Annotated in this window: 15 protein-coding genes; 10 read left to right on the forward strand and 5 right to left on the reverse strand. The window is 59.8% G+C overall.

Annotated features, from left to right (window positions below; all coding sequences use genetic code 11):
• The first annotated feature begins 89 nt into the window (after window positions 1–89).
• From ABLV76_RS00130 to cobT, 4 genes are all read left to right on the forward strand, one after another.
• A complete protein-coding gene (locus ABLV76_RS00130; RefSeq protein ID WP_004203544.1) occupies window positions 90–1,148 on the forward strand; it encodes an FUSC family protein in 1,059 nt (352 codons plus the stop codon).
• A 167-nt stretch (window positions 1,149–1,315) separates the two neighbouring features.
• On the forward strand, window positions 1,316–1,639 hold the full coding sequence (locus ABLV76_RS00135; RefSeq protein ID WP_002911883.1) for a DUF496 family protein: 324 nt from the start codon (window positions 1,316–1,318) through the stop codon (window positions 1,637–1,639).
• A gap of 310 nt (window positions 1,640–1,949) precedes the next feature.
• Window positions 1,950–2,690, forward strand: a complete 741-nt coding sequence (gene cobS / locus ABLV76_RS00140) for an adenosylcobinamide-GDP ribazoletransferase (protein ID WP_017899696.1) — start codon at window positions 1,950–1,952, stop codon at window positions 2,688–2,690.
• 27 nt (window positions 2,691–2,717) lie between these two features.
• The gene (gene cobT / locus ABLV76_RS00145; protein ID WP_043875011.1) at window positions 2,718–3,785 is read left to right on the forward strand and encodes a nicotinate-nucleotide--dimethylbenzimidazole phosphoribosyltransferase; all 1,068 of its coding nucleotides are present in this window, start codon (window positions 2,718–2,720) and stop codon (window positions 3,783–3,785) included.
• A 34-nt stretch (window positions 3,786–3,819) separates the two neighbouring features.
• Here the strand turns inward: cobT and ABLV76_RS00150 are convergent, their stop codons facing one another.
• The gene (locus ABLV76_RS00150) at window positions 3,820–4,929 is read right to left on the reverse strand and encodes an adenosylhomocysteinase (RefSeq protein WP_004203536.1); all 1,110 of its coding nucleotides are present in this window, start codon (window positions 4,927–4,929) and stop codon (window positions 3,820–3,822) included.
• A 198-nt stretch (window positions 4,930–5,127) separates the two neighbouring features.
• Here ABLV76_RS00150 and ABLV76_RS00155 point away from each other — a divergent pair, with 198 nt between their 5' ends.
• Entirely contained in the window at window positions 5,128–5,859 is a 732-nt protein-coding gene (locus ABLV76_RS00155) for an HPP family protein (RefSeq protein WP_017899693.1), read from the forward strand.
• A 21-nt stretch (window positions 5,860–5,880) separates the two neighbouring features.
• On the opposite strand, the gene ABLV76_RS00160 is transcribed toward ABLV76_RS00155, so the two are convergent.
• A complete protein-coding gene (locus ABLV76_RS00160) occupies window positions 5,881–6,270 on the reverse strand; it encodes a tautomerase family protein (protein WP_017899692.1) in 390 nt (129 codons plus the stop codon).
• A 116-nt stretch (window positions 6,271–6,386) separates the two neighbouring features.
• Between ABLV76_RS00160 and ABLV76_RS00165 the strand changes: the two genes are divergently transcribed.
• Complete coding sequence (locus ABLV76_RS00165; protein WP_017899691.1) at window positions 6,387–7,343, forward strand: LysR family transcriptional regulator; 957 nt, start codon at window positions 6,387–6,389, stop codon at window positions 7,341–7,343.
• Here the strand turns inward: ABLV76_RS00165 and ABLV76_RS00170 are convergent.
• Window positions 7,303–8,043, reverse strand: a complete 741-nt coding sequence (locus ABLV76_RS00170; RefSeq protein WP_348878123.1) for a lipoate--protein ligase family protein — start codon at window positions 8,041–8,043, stop codon at window positions 7,303–7,305. The genes ABLV76_RS00165 and ABLV76_RS00170 overlap by 41 nt on opposite strands.
• A gap of 46 nt (window positions 8,044–8,089) precedes the next feature.
• Window positions 8,090–9,409 (reverse strand): shikimate transporter, encoded by a 1,320-nt coding sequence (shiA, locus tag ABLV76_RS00175; protein ID WP_032456347.1) that lies wholly within the window; start codon window positions 9,407–9,409, stop codon window positions 8,090–8,092.
• Between the two features lie 340 nt (window positions 9,410–9,749).
• Between shiA and ABLV76_RS00180 the strand changes: the two genes are divergently transcribed.
• The 4 genes from ABLV76_RS00180 (at window position 9,750) to ABLV76_RS00195 (ending at window position 13,028) form a co-directional block, all read left to right on the forward strand.
• Window positions 9,750–10,211: a molybdopterin-dependent oxidoreductase gene (locus ABLV76_RS00180; RefSeq protein WP_023318660.1), complete on the forward strand. Its 462-nt coding sequence runs from the start codon at window positions 9,750–9,752 to the stop codon at window positions 10,209–10,211.
• A gap of 10 nt (window positions 10,212–10,221) precedes the next feature.
• Window positions 10,222–12,132: an EAL domain-containing protein gene (locus ABLV76_RS00185; RefSeq protein ID WP_017899687.1), complete on the forward strand. Its 1,911-nt coding sequence runs from the start codon at window positions 10,222–10,224 to the stop codon at window positions 12,130–12,132.
• 223 nt (window positions 12,133–12,355) lie between these two features.
• Window positions 12,356–12,688, forward strand: a complete 333-nt coding sequence (locus tag ABLV76_RS00190) for a DUF1971 domain-containing protein (RefSeq protein ID WP_004203524.1) — start codon at window positions 12,356–12,358, stop codon at window positions 12,686–12,688.
• Between the two features lie 4 nt (window positions 12,689–12,692).
• Complete coding sequence (locus tag ABLV76_RS00195) at window positions 12,693–13,028, forward strand: DUF1869 domain-containing protein (protein WP_043520610.1); 336 nt, start codon at window positions 12,693–12,695, stop codon at window positions 13,026–13,028.
• Window positions 13,029–13,033: 5 nt separating this feature from the next.
• On the opposite strand, the gene ABLV76_RS00200 is transcribed toward ABLV76_RS00195, so the two are convergent.
• Window positions 13,034–13,948, reverse strand: a complete 915-nt coding sequence (locus ABLV76_RS00200) for a LysR substrate-binding domain-containing protein (RefSeq protein WP_264947192.1) — start codon at window positions 13,946–13,948, stop codon at window positions 13,034–13,036.
• Window positions 13,949–14,078: the final 130 nt, after the last annotated feature.

A 14,078-nucleotide genomic window follows, 5' to 3' on the forward strand; every position in this document is an offset into this window, starting at 1 on the left:
CCTGTTCCGGACAAGGATTTTTACATTCCCGGCATGCTCCGGGCGAAAAAGCAGTTACAATTGGCCTTTTCGTTTTGCCGGAGAGGGTTGTGCGCGCTGATAAATCACTCAAGCCATTTGAGATCCGCTTGTATCGCCATTATCGGGTGGTGCATGGTGTGCGGATTGCGCTGGCCTTTGTGCTCACCTTTTTGCTGGTGCGGCTGCTGAACGTGCCCGAGGGGACCTGGCCTCTTATTACCCTGGTGGTGGTGATGGGGCCGATCTCCTTCTGGGGCAACGTCGTGCCGCGGGCGTTTCAGCGCATCGGCGGCACGATCCTCGGCTCGGCGCTGGGGCTGGTGGCGCTGAAGCTTGAGCTTATCTCCCTGCCGCTGATGGTCCTCTGGTGCGCGGCGGCAATGTTCCTCTGCGGCTGGCTGGCGCTGGGCAAGAAACCCTATCAGGCGCTGCTGATCGGCATTACCCTGTCGGTGGTGGTCGGGGCGCCGCCCGGCGATATGCATACCGCGCTGTGGCGAAGCGGCGACGTGATCTTCGGCTCGCTGCTGGCAATGTTGTTTACCGGTATCTGGCCGCAGCGGGCGTTTATCCACTGGCGTATCCAGATGGCCAGCTACGTCACCAACTTCAACCGCCTCTACCAGGCCGGCTTCTCGCCAAATCTGGTGGATCGGCCGCGGCTGGAAAAACATCTTCAGCAGGCGCTCAACGACGTCGTCAAAATGCGCGGGCTGATCACTCCCGCCAGCAAAGAGACGCATATCCAGAAGGCGATCTTCGAGGCTATCCAGACCGTCAGCCGCAACCTCGTGTGCATGCTGGAGCTGCAGATCAACGCCTGGTGGGCAACCCGTCCGGGTCACTTCGTGATGCTCAATGCGCACACCCTGCGCGAGACGCAGCAGATGACCCAGCAGACGCTGTTGGCCATCGCCCACGCGCTGTACGAAGGAAACCCTCAGCCTGTGCGCGCCAACAATGAAAAGCTGAATGAGATTGTCCTCGAACTGCGCCAGCTGATGAAAGAGCAGGGGGACGACAGCCTGGCGGAAACCCCGATCCATGGCTATGTTTGGCTCTCTATTGAACTGGCACGCCAGCTGGAGCTGCTGTCGCATCTGATCTGCCGCGCATTGCGCAAATAAGCACCAGATGCGCCGGGTAACTGCATGGGTTGTTTCGATTCAGCAGCGTTTAGGGTTATGATAAACGCAAAGGAAAAAACATTGTCATCAGCGACTGCTAGCAGTTATGTTAGCCCTATAACGCAGTCGCTTTACGAATCCGAATCTCAATTATTAGGGGTGTAAAAATGGAAACAACTAAGCCTTCTTTCCAGGACGTACTGGAGTTTGTTCGTCTGTACCGTCGTAAGAACAAACTGCAGCGTGAAATTCAGGACGTTGAGAAAAAGATCCGTGATAACCAGAAGCGCGTTCTGCTGCTGGACAACCTCAGCGACTACATCAAGCCGGGCATGAGCGTGGAAGCCATCCAGGGCATCATCGCCAGCATGAAGAGCGATTACGAAGACCGCGTTGATGACTACATCATCAAGAATGCCGAGCTGTCCAAAGAGCGTCGCGACATCTCCAAAAAACTGAAAGTGATGGGCGAAGCCAAAGTCGAAGGCTAATGCCTGCTGTCCGGCGGCGGTCAGCGTCGCCGGACTGTTCAGCACTACCATCTCCTGTCTCTTTTTCTGCGAAAACTTTGTCCCGGCAACTGCCTCTCCTCACCGACTCTTTGCTATACTGCCCCGCGAAAACGTATTGATATCGGAAAGGTTTCTCTCATCCTGGCCGGGCATCTGACGCAGCGGCGTCAGGGCGATATCTCAACACCTCTCACCTCTCCGACGATCGATTCGCCAGAAGACAAACTCAGGTGCTGACCGGGCGCGACAGAACTCTTCCGCTGCTTTCGCCGACAGGAGTCAACCCCACGTGATTAAGTCATTCTTTGCTGCACTCTCGTTTATCAGCCGTCTGCCGGTCCCGGCGCGGTTATCCCAGGGCCTGGAGATCGAACAGTACCAGCGCAGTATCGTTACCTTCCCGCTGGTCGGTTTACTGCTCGGCGCCATCGCCGGCGCGGTGGTGTACCTCCTGCAGCCATGGTGCGGCGTCCCGCTGGCGGCGCTGTTCGGCGCGCTGGCGCTGGCGCTGCTCACCGGCGGATTTCATCTTGACGGGCTGGCCGATACCTGCGACGGCATCTTCTCCGCCCGCACCCGCGATCGGATGCTGGAGATCATGCGCGACAGCCGGCTGGGGACCCACGGCGGTCTGGCGCTGATTTTTGTGCTGGTGGCCAAGGTGCTGGTGGTCGGCGAACTGCTGCTGCGCGATGTCAACCCCATCGCGGCGCTGGCGGCGGCCTGCGCCGTCGGTCGCGGGATGGCGGTACTGCTGATGTATCGCCATCGCTATGCGCGGGAAAAAGGGTTGGGCAATCTGTTTATTGGCAAGATTAGCCTGCAGCAGACGCTAACGACGTTGGCGATAGCGATCGCGCTGGCCACCGCCCTGCTGGGGCTGCAGGGGCTGCGCGCCGCGCTGATCGCCCTGGTGCTGATCGGGGGCCTGGGGTGGGCGCTGAAGCGCACCCTCGGCGGGCAGACCGGGGATACCCTCGGAGCGGCGATCGAGCTGGGCGAATTATTCTTTTTACTGGCGCTACTGTAAGGCCTGGCATCCACGGTGAGGAACAGAATGGAAACACTTTCGGCGTTACTGGCTGCCATTCCGCAGCCCGATGTGGCGGGCATGGCGCGCGCGCAGCAGCATATTGACGGCCTGTTAAAGCCGCCCGGCAGCCTTGGCCGTCTGGAGAGCCTGGCGGTGCAGCTGGCCGGTCTGCCGGGGCTGCAGGGGCAGCTGGCGCTGAGCGATAAAGCCATCGTGGTCATGTGCGCCGACCACGGCGTCTGGCATGAAGGCGTGACCCCTTCGCCGCAGGCGGTGACGGCCATTCATGCCGGCAATATGGTACGGGGCAACACCGGGGTTTGCGTGCTGGCGGCGCAGGCTGGGGTGAGAGTGGAGGTGGTGGATGTCGGCATCGACGCCGAGCCGCTGCCGGGCCTGATCAACCTCAAGGTGGCCCGCGGTAGCGGGAATATCGCCCGGACGGCGGCGATGAGCCGTCAGCAGGCGGAGACGGTGCTGCTGGCCAGCATGCGTTTCACCCGCCAGCTCGCCGCCGACGGAGTGAAAGTCTTTGGCGTGGGAGAGCTGGGTATGGCCAATACCACCCCGGCGGCAGCGACGATCAGCGTCCTGACCGGCAGCGACCCCGACGCGGTGGTGGGCTGCGGGGCCAATCTGCCGCTGGCGCAGCGGGGCCATAAGGTGGCGGTGGTGCGCCAGGCGATCGCTTATAACCAGCCGAACCCGGCGGACGGGCTGGACGTGCTGGCGAAGGTGGGCGGTTTTGATCTGGTGGGCATGAGCGGGGTGATCCTCGGGGCGGCTTCCTGCGGTCTGCCGGTGGTGCTGGATGGTTTCCTCTCCTACGCTTCGGCTCTGGCGGCCTGCCGCATGGCCCCGGCGGCGCACCCGTATCTTATCCCTTCGCACCTGTCGGCGGAGAAAGGGGCGCGGATCGCCCTCGACGCGCTGGGTCTGCGCCCGTATCTCGATATGGACATGCGCCTGGGTGAGGGCAGCGGCGCTGCGCTGGCCATGCACTTGCTGGATGCCGCCAGCGCGATGTACCACCAGATGGGGACCCTGGCGCAGAGCAACATTGTGCTGCCCGATAGCGCGCCAACGTCCTGATGATAAAGCGCATCGTTTCGACGATGCGCCGGGTTTACAGCGCCTGCTGCCAGACCGCCTGCGGTAGCAGGTAAACCTGCGCCGGGGCGCGCATACCGTCGCTGACAATATGGCCGATACCGCTGGCCATCACCGCCAGGGTGACGTCAAAGGCGTTCAGGCTGTCGCCGAAGCCGGCGGTCAGGTTGAGCATCGAGCCATTGGCCATCAGGTAGACGGTTTTGTCAGCCATGCGGTAGGCGTTGATATACGGCATCACCTCTTCCTGAGGATACTGGCGCAGGTATTCGCCGTCGATCTCTTCCGCCACGTGGCCGACGTTAAGGATAAACACTCCCGCTTTCGCCCGGTCCAGCGCCTGGCGATTAACCACGTTTTTACCGCCTGTCGCCGTGGCGACCACGTCCGCCGAGGCGATAGCCTCCTGGAGATCGACCACGTGCCAGCCGTCATAGGCCGCCTGCAGTCGACGGGCAGGATCGATCTCCGCCACCATCACCTGGCCGCCAAAAGCTTTTGCCGCCGCCGCGACGCCCTGGCCAACCAGGCCGTAGCCGATGACCAGCACTTTTTTCTCATGCAGGGTGAGATGAGTGGTCTGGAAGAAGGTATGCCAGGCGGTAAGTCCGACCATATGGCGGTTATGCAGCCCCTCTTTGACCGGCAGATCGTCCCAGTTAAAGATCGGATAGCCGGGCTGAATATCCCCCAGCCGATTGACGCCGGAGCCGGTGGCTTCCAGACCCGCCACGATGTTGCCGAACTCGCCGCGCTGGTGGAGGAGGGTGGTGATATCGGCTCCCATTTCGCACAGGTGAGTCGGCTGCCAGGCGATCGCTTTTTCCCATGACTGTTGCCAGTCGGCATCGCTCATATTGCGCCAGGCGCAGGCCTCGGCGCCACGCTCCACCAGCCAGGCCACCACGTCGTCCTGCACGGTGGTGGGGTTACAGGTGGTTAAAAAGACCTGAGCGCCCTTGTCGAGGATCCCCTGCACCAGCGGGATCATTTTCATGTCGAGGTGCATACAGCAGGCCAGGCGGACGCCGCTGAGGTCGGGCAGGGCGGCGACCTGGCGCAGGGTACGCGGCATATTCTGGCTGGCCCATGCCACTTCTTTCGCTAAAGAGATTTTATTATTCACTGGGTTATGACCTTCAGTTCGCAAAGGGGTATCCCCCTGACAGAAAAGGGATTCTATCAGTCCGGGCGAGAATTCACAGCCCTGTGCCGCCTGGAAATCGCCGCCCGTGCAATCCCCTGCGAAATACAGGGTTGTTAATGAAAGGTTAAAAAAAGAAAATAAAATATAAGTTATTCCTATGATCTGAGCGATAAAGCGATGTTGAGTGTCATTCCCGCGGGCCTGTTTTCACGGCTGCGGATTTTCCTTGGGCGGTTGAAGCCGCATGCGCTGCCGGTGGCTCGACGGCATATTGTGCTGGGATCCATCGGCGCCGGCACCGGCCTGGCGGTGACCAGCATGTTCAGCCACTGGCTGCTGGGCGAAGTTAACCTGTGGTTTATTGCCCCCATGGGCGCCTCGGCGGTACTCCTGTTTGGCGTGCCGAGCAGTCCGCTGGCGCAGCCGTGGTCGATTGTCGGCGGCAATGTGCTGTCGGCGCTGATCGGCGTCACGGTGGGTATGCTGGTGCCCGACCCGGCGCTGGCCTGCGGGCTGGCGGCGGCGCTGGCCATCGCCGGAATGTATTTTCTGCGCTGCCTGCATCCTCCCGGCGGCGCGGTGGCCCTGACGGCGATCCTCGGCGGCGCCGGGGTGCACAGCGAAGGCTATCACTTTGTGCTGACGCCGGTGCTGCTCAACTCCCTGATGCTGGCGCTGCTGGCCATCGTGTTTAACAATCTGGTTGGCCGCCGCTACCCCCATCCGCTGGCGGCAGAGGAGGTCAAATCCCGGACGGTGCCGCTGGGCATTTCGGTTACCCGGGAAGATATTCACGCCGCGCTGCTGGAAGGACAGTTCCTCGATATTGACGAAGACGATGTCCAGGAACTGCTGGAAAATATCGAACAGCAGGCGCGCCAGCGCATCGCGGCGGCTGGCCGCCGCTGACAGCGCTCTCCCGGCCGCGGGTTAAAGATCTCCGGTAAGATACTGGGCGACCCCGCGGCCAAAGCTCCAGTCGCCTTTCTGGTTGCTGATAATCGACACCATCAGATCATCGCCGCTCAGGCCGCAGTGCTCCGCCAGCTCCTGCTGCAATATGGCGAAGAAGCGCTGCTTCTGCGCGTCGCTGCGCGGGCTGGTATAGACCCGCACCACCACCAGATCCCGCGTGCGGGTCAGTCCGAGGGCGGTATCTTCAATCACCATATGGTGGACTTTGTTTTCGTGAACAATCTGGTAGCGGTCGCGTTCCGGTACCTCGAAGGCGCGCAGCACGGCGCGATGAGCGGCATCCAGCAGGGTTCTGATCTCCTGTTCCGTACGGCCTTCTATCAGGTCAAATGTCAGTAATGGCATGCAGGTGTTCCTTATCGTTAGGCAATAATCGCGGTCTGATAAAGATGCTAGCCGATGCCGTCGCGGGCAAAAACCGCTATAGTTGAATACATTGTTTTTACTGGTGAACAATCAACATGAGCGAGAGTCGTCCGGAGAGTTACTGGGCCCATCTCTACTGGCTGACGGTGCTGGAAGAGCAGAAAAGCTATACCCGGGCCGCGGAAAAGCTGGGGATCAGCAAGTCGGCCATCAGCCAGAAAATCAGCGAGCTGGAGCGGGTGACCGGTAAAACACTGGTCCATCGCACCACCCGCAGCGTCAGCCTCAGCGACGACGGGCTGCGGCTGGTGGCGGAGCTCAATGAGCCGTTTGGCCAGCTGCGGGATATTTTCACCGGCGCTTGCGATGAGGGCGGGCCGTTGCGGGGGACGCTGCGCCTGACCGCGCCGGTGGCTTTTTCCCGTCAACAGCTGGTGCCGGCGATCGCGCCGTTTTTGCATCAGCATCCCCAGCTGCATCTGCAGCTGGAGGTGACCGACCGGCTGGTCTCTCTCGGCAGCGAAGGGTTCGACCTCGCCATCCGCCACTGTCGGCGCGAGGCGCTCCCGGACACCCACGTCGCCTGGCCGCTGTGCCACACCGCGACGCTGATCGTCGCGTCCGCCGACTATATCCTTCGCCATGGCCGCCCGGAGACGCCTGACGATCTGCGTCATCACCAGTGCCTGACCTATCCCCGTGGGCCCCAGCGCCCGCAGTGGACGTTTGCCTCCCGCCAGACGCCCGATGAACGGGTGACCATCAACGTGCAGGGGCCGTTCGCCACCAACAACAGCGAGTCGCTGCGCGATGCGGTGCTGGCGGGGTTGGGGGTGGCGCTGCTGCCGGATTTTAGCGCCCGGGAGGCCATCGGCCGCGGGCTGGTGCAGGAGCTGCTGCCGGCGTGGCAGCCGGTGGAGGTGTTCGCCGATCGGCTGTACGTCATCCGGCCCTATGCTCCGCGGGTGTCGCGCGCGGTGGAGACATTCAGCCGCTACCTGAAAGCGACCTTCAGCGAGCCGCGTCCAGCTCCCGCGCCAGCGCCTCGCTGAATCGGGGGAGCAGATGGCGCTCGCCGGGAAGCAACTGCGCCAGGGTGACGGTTTTGTCGGCGCGGTAGACCCGCCCGCTGCCGAGCTGCGCTTCGAAGGCGTTCGCCGCCTGATGCGCCGCGCTAAGGTCGGCGTCAATAAGGATCACCGCATGGGCCAGCACCACATGGCCGCCGCTCGCCGTCAGCGGCCGCCAGTACTGGGCGGTACCGACAATCTTACGCGCCGCCTCTCCCTCCCCGCAGGCGAGGTTATACCGGCCATCGCAAAAGGAACCGCTCACCGCCCGGGGGTGGCTGGCAACGCCGAAGCGCGCGAGGGTGCGCTGCAGCACAGCGCACAGCGAGTGATAGATGGGTTCGGCGGCTTCGCCGAGCGGCTGCTGCACCGGCCAGGCGAGGTTGAGGTTGATAATCCCCGGCCCCTGGGGCACCAGACCGCCCCCGGAGCGGCGGAGCCATACCGGCCAGCCCCGCGCGGCAAAATGCGCGCTGACCGCCGGCAGGTCCGCAAACTGACGATAGCTCCCCGGCACCACGAATCCCTGCGGCGCCTGCCAGAGCTGGGCGACGGCCTCGCCGGCGCAGGCTTTGGCAAACAGCGGCTGTTCTGCCAGGGTGGGGTCCTCGCAAAACTGCAGCGCCAGCGAGGCGGGGGTAAAGCGGCGTGGCCAGCAGTCGGCCAGAGGCAATAAAGACATGCATTCTCCTTACCGGAGGGCGCGGGTCGCGCCCTCCGCAGGCGGGTCAGTCGACGGTATGTTTTTTCATCAGCAGCGCGGTGAGTGCTGACAGCAGGCATCCCGCGGTCAGATAGAGGGCCACGCTGTGCCAGGCTCCCCCGGAGAAGGTGACCAGCGCCGCGGCGATAAACGGCGTAAAGCCGCCGCCGACTACGCTCGCTACCTGGTAGCCGACGCCGGCGCCGCTATAGCGATAGCTGGCGCCGAACAGCTCGGTAAACATCGGCTGCTGGACGCAGACCACCATATCATGAGCGATATTGGCCAGCATCAGGGCGAAGAACAGGATCCAGAAAACGGACTGACTCTCCAGCGCCATAAAGAACGGGAAACCGCTCAGCGTGCCGATTAGCGCCCCGGTAATGTAGATCCGCCGACGGCCAAAACGGTCCGCCAGCCAGGCGAAGCAGGGGATAGTCAGACAGCTGAGGCCGCCCACCAGCAGGCCGATGTTGAGAAACAGCTCACGCGGCAGGCCGAGGTTTTGCGTTGAGTAATTGAGGGCGAAGGCGGTAACGATATACATGGTCAGCAGTTCGCACAACCGCAGGGCAATAATCAGTAAAAACGCCCCGGGATGGCGAAGCAGGGCTTCCACCACCGGCAGCCGCTTTTTCACCTGCGGCGCGTTGGTCTGGCGCTGTTGGGCCTCAAACTCCTGCGATTCGGCCATACCGTTACGGATCCACAGCGCAATCAGGACCAGCGCCACGCTGAACAGGAAGGGTAAGCGCCAGCCCCAGCTGAGAAATTGCTCGTCGGTGGTCAGGCTGCTGATCAGCGATACCAGCCCGGTGGAGAGCAGCAGGCCGACGCCGTAGCCCACCTGCACACCGCTGCTGTAAAAGGCTTTTTTTCCCTTCGGAGCGTTCTCCACCGAGAGCAGCGCCGCGCCGCCCCATTCGCCGCCGACGGCAAAGCCCTGAACCGCCCGCAGGAATACCAGCAGCACCGGCGCCCACCAGCCGATCTGGCTGAACGACGGGAGCAGGCCGATGCAGGCGGTGGCGATACCCATCATCCAGACGGTCATCATCAGCATCCGCTTGCGCCCGAGACGGTCGCCGAAGTGGCCAAAGATAATCCCGCCCAGCGGGCGAAAAAGAAACCCGACGCCGAAGGTGGCAAATGCGGCAAGGGTGCCCATCGCCGGGCTGATTTGCGGGAAAAATTCGCGGTTGAACACCAGCGCGGCGGTAATGCCATAGAGAAGAAAATCGTACCAGTCGACCACGGCGCCGGCAAAGCTGCCCCATGCCGCCCGCCGGGCCCGATGCAGCGAATCCGGCGCCTCGTCGGGCAGCACGCTTATTGTTGAATCCATATCCTGTCCTGTCAGTCACATATTCGTTGTTATTGGAATGAGACGCTTTTAGCATTGCGTCTGCTCTGAGACTACCGCGCGGCGGCCGTGGAGGAAAGTAGTTTGCCTGCTAAGCGGAGAACTGGTGCAAAAATAAGCGGCCGGAAAGGCGGGCGAAATCACACCCTTTACTAAACATTCTGGCAATTTGCCAGCCAGCTTATACTTTTAATTAAATCAACGGATAACAAAGAGGAGCACCTTTTAAGAATTGACGTAAATGGTTTACACTTAACATGTCTCCTTCTCTGGAATGGTGAGTTAAATGCGTCTACTTCTTGCAGTTTTATTTTGTTCTGTCATGTTGCCTTCTGCTTATGCTGAAAAACTGCCTGCGCCGACAGGAAAACCTGTACTGACCATTTCCGGGAAAATCGGAAATACGAACGTCGGTGACAAGGCGGTTTTTGATCTCGCGATGCTGGAAAAACTGGGCATGAAGACGGTGGAAACCACCACCCCCTGGTACACCGGGAAGGTCCGTTTTGATGGCATTCCCCTTAATAAACTCATGGATTTAGTCGGCGCTAAAGGCCAATCCGTCCGCGTGCTGGCGCTCAACGACTACACCACCCTTATCCCGATGGACGATTTTTATAAATTCCCGGTCATTATGGCGTTAAAAATGAACGGCGAATATATGCGCGTTCGGGATAAAGGCCCGTTATTTATCGTCTACCCTTACGACAGCAGTGCTGAATTACAGAACCAGATCTATTATTCCCGATCGGCCTGGCAAGTTTCTAAGATTATTATAGAGTAAGGGTTGGATCTTGAATCGAATACTCACGGCTATTATTTTGTCGTTGTTTATTGTTACTGGATATATTACTTATCTGGTGCATGAGCGACAAAGTGAGTTGCAAAAATTTACCCGCTATACGGACTCGTGGTCAATGTCGCAGATGGTATCGGAATATATGCGACTGGAGTCTCGTCTGGCGGGCATGGCGATTGGGGCCGAAGGGGCGGACCACGATGAGGTGCGCCTGCGCCTCGAGATCATGATGAGCCAGATCGAACTTCTGCAGCAGGGCGATCTGGGTCGCTTTATTAATAAAAGCGAACAGCGGAAGGCGGTGGTCGCCACGCTGATCCGCAATCTTCATTTGCTTGATAAACAAGTTGACACCATGACGCCGGCACAGGTTAAAGCGATCCTGCCGGTGTTAAGCGAGCTGGATGGTCCCCTGACCTCAATGGCGGCCGCCACGCTGACGCAAGATATTAATATCGTTAATATCACCCATGATAAAATTCAGCATCTCTATTATATCTACTCGGTGATCTCCATTTTGCTGATCGCCATGTGTATTACCCTCGGGCTGCTGATGCTGCGGCAGAATAATAATCTGCGGCGCGCCCACGTTCGTATGAAAACCCTGGCCAACGATCTGCAGGTCTCGAAAGAGAAGCTGCAGGTGCAGAACCGTCGTCTGCAGTACGACGCCTACCATGATTCGCTGACCGGTATGCCAAACCGTCTCTCTTTCTGGCAGCGTCTGCAGGAGATCGTCAATCAGGTGCGTCCCTATAACGGATGCGCCGTGGTGATGCTTTTTGACCTCGACAGCTTTAAGGATGTAAACGATACCCTCGGCCATGACGCCGGCGATAAGCTGCTGCAGGATCTGGCCAGCCGCCTCTCTTTTTTCCGTAAAACCTCTGAGACGCTGTATCGCCTCGGCGGCGATGAGTTCGCGATGCTCTCTTACGATCTCACCGAAGAGATGGCCCTCGAGCGGGCCAATGTTATCCGGGAGAAGATCAGCCAGCCCTATCAGATCTACGATGCGCAGATTAATATCGACGCCTGCATCGGGATCGTGATCTCTGATGGCGAAAGCCGGACCGATTATCTGTACAAGTGCGCCGACCTCGCGCTGTATGAGGCGAAAAAAGAGGGCAGCGGCCATGTACAAATCTTCCGGCCGGGGATGCTGCAGCGTCTGCAGGAGAATAAATCGTTTGAAGACGATCTGCTGCAGGCCCTGTCCCATGACGAATTCAAAGTCTACTACCAGCCGATCGCAGATACCGTCACGCGCGAAATCTACGGCTACGAAGCGCTGGTTCGCTGGTTCCATCCGGTGCGCGGCGCCGTGCCGCCGACGGTGTTTATCCCGGTGGCAGAGAAAATCGGCCTTATCAATGCCCTCGGCGAGTGGGTGCTGAAAACCGCCTGTGCCGAAGCGGCCAGCTGGGCGACGCCGCTCAAGGTCTCGGTCAACGTTTCGCCGATTCAGCTGATGAACACCTCGCTGACCGACACCATTATCAGCGTATTGCAGCAGACTGGCCTCGACCCGCGACGGTTGGATCTGGAGATCACCGAGTCGGACGTGTTCAATGAGAACACCCGTTCGCTGGAAATTCTCAGCCAGCTGCGCGAGCAGGGCATTCAAATCTCCATCGATGACTTCGGTACCGGCTATTCTTCGTTGTCACGTTTAAGCTACTTCCCGTTCGACAAAATCAAAATCGACCGCTCGTTTGTTATTAATATTCCGGAGCAAAAAGACGATCTGGATATCGTGCGCCTAATTATCAGCATGGGAAAGAGCCTGCATATGCGTATTGTGGCTGAAGGCGTGGAGACCGAAGAGCAGTTGGCCTCGCTACAGGCGCTGGGCTGCGACCTGGTGCAGGGCTATTTAATCGGCAAACCGAGTCCGCTGCGCTAATTTAAATGTAAACGGCTTAACATAATTATTGCGGGGCGATTTCAGGACACTGTAATCGCCTTTTTTATTTTATCAAAGCGTTAATCCCTGAGGGGTATAAAAAGGAGTAGAGGTAAAATTCACCAGCAAAATAATATCCTTCCCCTTTGAAAGAGGTATATGATATGCATCATATCGATTATTTCTGACCGTATCCTGTGCGACGGTAAAGTGAGGCGCAATCATGCAGCGAATTATTATTCCCACCCATTACGTTCATACCCGCAGCACGCCGCTGTGGACAAAGGAGACCGCTCCGGCCTCTATCTGGCGCCGCCATCTGGACGCTGGCACCCGCCAGGGGGTCTATCCCCGGCTGTCGGTGATGCAGGGGGCGATCCGCTATCTCGGCTATGCCGATGAGAGCAGCCCCGAGCCGGTTGAAACCCTGACCATTGAAGCCGGCCAGTTTGGCGTTTTTCCGCCGGAAAAATGGCACTGCATTGAGGCCCTGTCGGAGGACACGGTATTTAATGTCGACTTCTATGTTGATCCGAATATTCTCATCGAGGGCTAAAAGCATGAACAGTGAAAATAAAGGTTATACCTTAGCGGTAGAGAATGGCCGCCTTCAGCGGAAACAAGAAAAAATATTCCTCAAACCGATGGTATTGTATATTCCGCAGCAGGCGGTGGAGGCCGTTAATGGGCTGCTGAGCGATCTGCCGGACGACAATTTAGAGGGGGAGTTTGTGCTGACGGTCACCAATAACAATAACGGCGTCTCAGTCGATAAAAGCTTTTCCTCGCTGGCGGCGCTGCGCGACCCGCTCACCGCGGCCGATGCGGTGAAGGAGCTGATCAATATCGTCCGCGGCTATGAGTCCGACGAAGAGACCAACGTTTGCGGCTGGTAAGGCCGCTATCCCGCTGCCGGCTGGCCGCTGTCGCCCGAGGCCATCTGCCCCACCAGCCACTCCCGCAGCGCGATAATATCCCCCCGCTGCGCTGCCGCCTCGGTGGTGACCAGGTAGTAGCTGGCGCCCGGTAACGCGCTGCTGAATGGCGAGGATAACACTCCGCGCTGCAGCAGATCCCGCGCCAGCAGTTCGCTGGCGATCACCGCCCCCTGGCCAGCCACCGCCGCCTGCAGGGCATGGGTTTCATCGCTAAATGTTAACCCCGCGTCAATATTCAGCGTCGGCGGTCCATAGCGGCGACGCCAGTTCTCCCAGCTCGGCGAATCCGCCGGTACGTGCCGGTTGGCGACGTGAAACAGTGTTACTTCCGCCAGATCGTCAGGCCGACTGAGGGCCAGCGTCGGGCTGGCGACCACGATAAAGCGATCCTCATGCAGCAGCGTACAGCACAGATCCCGCTCGGGCGTTTCGCGATAGCGAATCGCGGCGTCCACCGTGCCCAGATGCAGATCCACCCGTTCGACGCTGGTGTGCAGACGCAGGTCGATAGCAGGAAAGCGGGCGGTGAAGTCCGCCAGCCGTGGCACCAGCCAGTGGGTGAGAAAATTGGAGGTGGTGGTGACGGTTAAGGATGGCGGCTGGCGGGCCTGGGCTATCTGCACAACGGCCTGCTCCAGGGCGCTGAAGGCGCGCTGGGTGGCGGCGTAGAGGATCTCGCCGTCGGCGGTCAGGCTGACGCCCTGCGCGCTGCGCTCGCAGACCCGGCACTCCAGGACCGATTCCAGCAGTTTAATCTGATGGCTGACCGCCGTCGCGCTGACGCCGAGCGCCCCGGCGGCCAGTTTAAAACTACGCTGGCGGGCGACGGCGTGGAAGGCGCGCAGGGCGCCCAGCGGCGGCAGGCGGGGTGTTCTCATGGCTGAGTTTTTCTCATCTATGGCTGAAAACTATGCGTTTGTGTGTCCCTGTATAGTGGCGATAGGCTACGGGCATGTAAAGACGATGGCATGAGTTATTTTCATGTCGTTTACAGTGTCAGGAGCTGAA

Origin of the sequence: Klebsiella sp. GB_Kp047 (assembly GCF_040065235.1) — a bacterium.
In the GTDB taxonomy this organism is placed as follows: domain Bacteria; phylum Pseudomonadota; class Gammaproteobacteria; order Enterobacterales; family Enterobacteriaceae; genus Klebsiella; species Klebsiella quasipneumoniae.

Excerpts from the sequence above, each read along its gene's own strand:
- ABLV76_RS00135 (WP_002911883.1), top strand. The coding sequence starts at position 1,316 with ATGGAAACAACTAAGCCTTCTTTCCAGGACGTACTGGAGTTTGTTCGT.
- cobT (WP_043875011.1), top strand. The coding sequence starts at position 2,718 with ATGGAAACACTTTCGGCGTTACTGGCTGCCATTCCGCAGCCCGATGTG.
- ABLV76_RS00155 (WP_017899693.1), top strand. The coding sequence starts at position 5,128 with ATGTTGAGTGTCATTCCCGCGGGCCTGTTTTCACGGCTGCGGATTTTC.
- ABLV76_RS00160 (WP_017899692.1), bottom strand. The coding sequence starts at position 6,270 with ATGCCATTACTGACATTTGACCTGATAGAAGGCCGTACGGAACAGGAG.
- ABLV76_RS00165 (WP_017899691.1), top strand. The coding sequence starts at position 6,387 with ATGAGCGAGAGTCGTCCGGAGAGTTACTGGGCCCATCTCTACTGGCTG.
- ABLV76_RS00170 (WP_348878123.1), bottom strand. The coding sequence starts at position 8,043 with ATGTCTTTATTGCCTCTGGCCGACTGCTGGCCACGCCGCTTTACCCCC.
- shiA (WP_032456347.1), bottom strand. The coding sequence starts at position 9,409 with ATGGATTCAACAATAAGCGTGCTGCCCGACGAGGCGCCGGATTCGCTG.
- ABLV76_RS00180 (WP_023318660.1), top strand. The coding sequence starts at position 9,750 with ATGTTGCCTTCTGCTTATGCTGAAAAACTGCCTGCGCCGACAGGAAAA.
- ABLV76_RS00190 (WP_004203524.1), top strand. The coding sequence starts at position 12,356 with ATGCAGCGAATTATTATTCCCACCCATTACGTTCATACCCGCAGCACG.
- ABLV76_RS00195 (WP_043520610.1), top strand. The coding sequence starts at position 12,693 with ATGAACAGTGAAAATAAAGGTTATACCTTAGCGGTAGAGAATGGCCGC.
- ABLV76_RS00200 (WP_264947192.1), bottom strand. The coding sequence starts at position 13,948 with ATGAGAACACCCCGCCTGCCGCCGCTGGGCGCCCTGCGCGCCTTCCAC.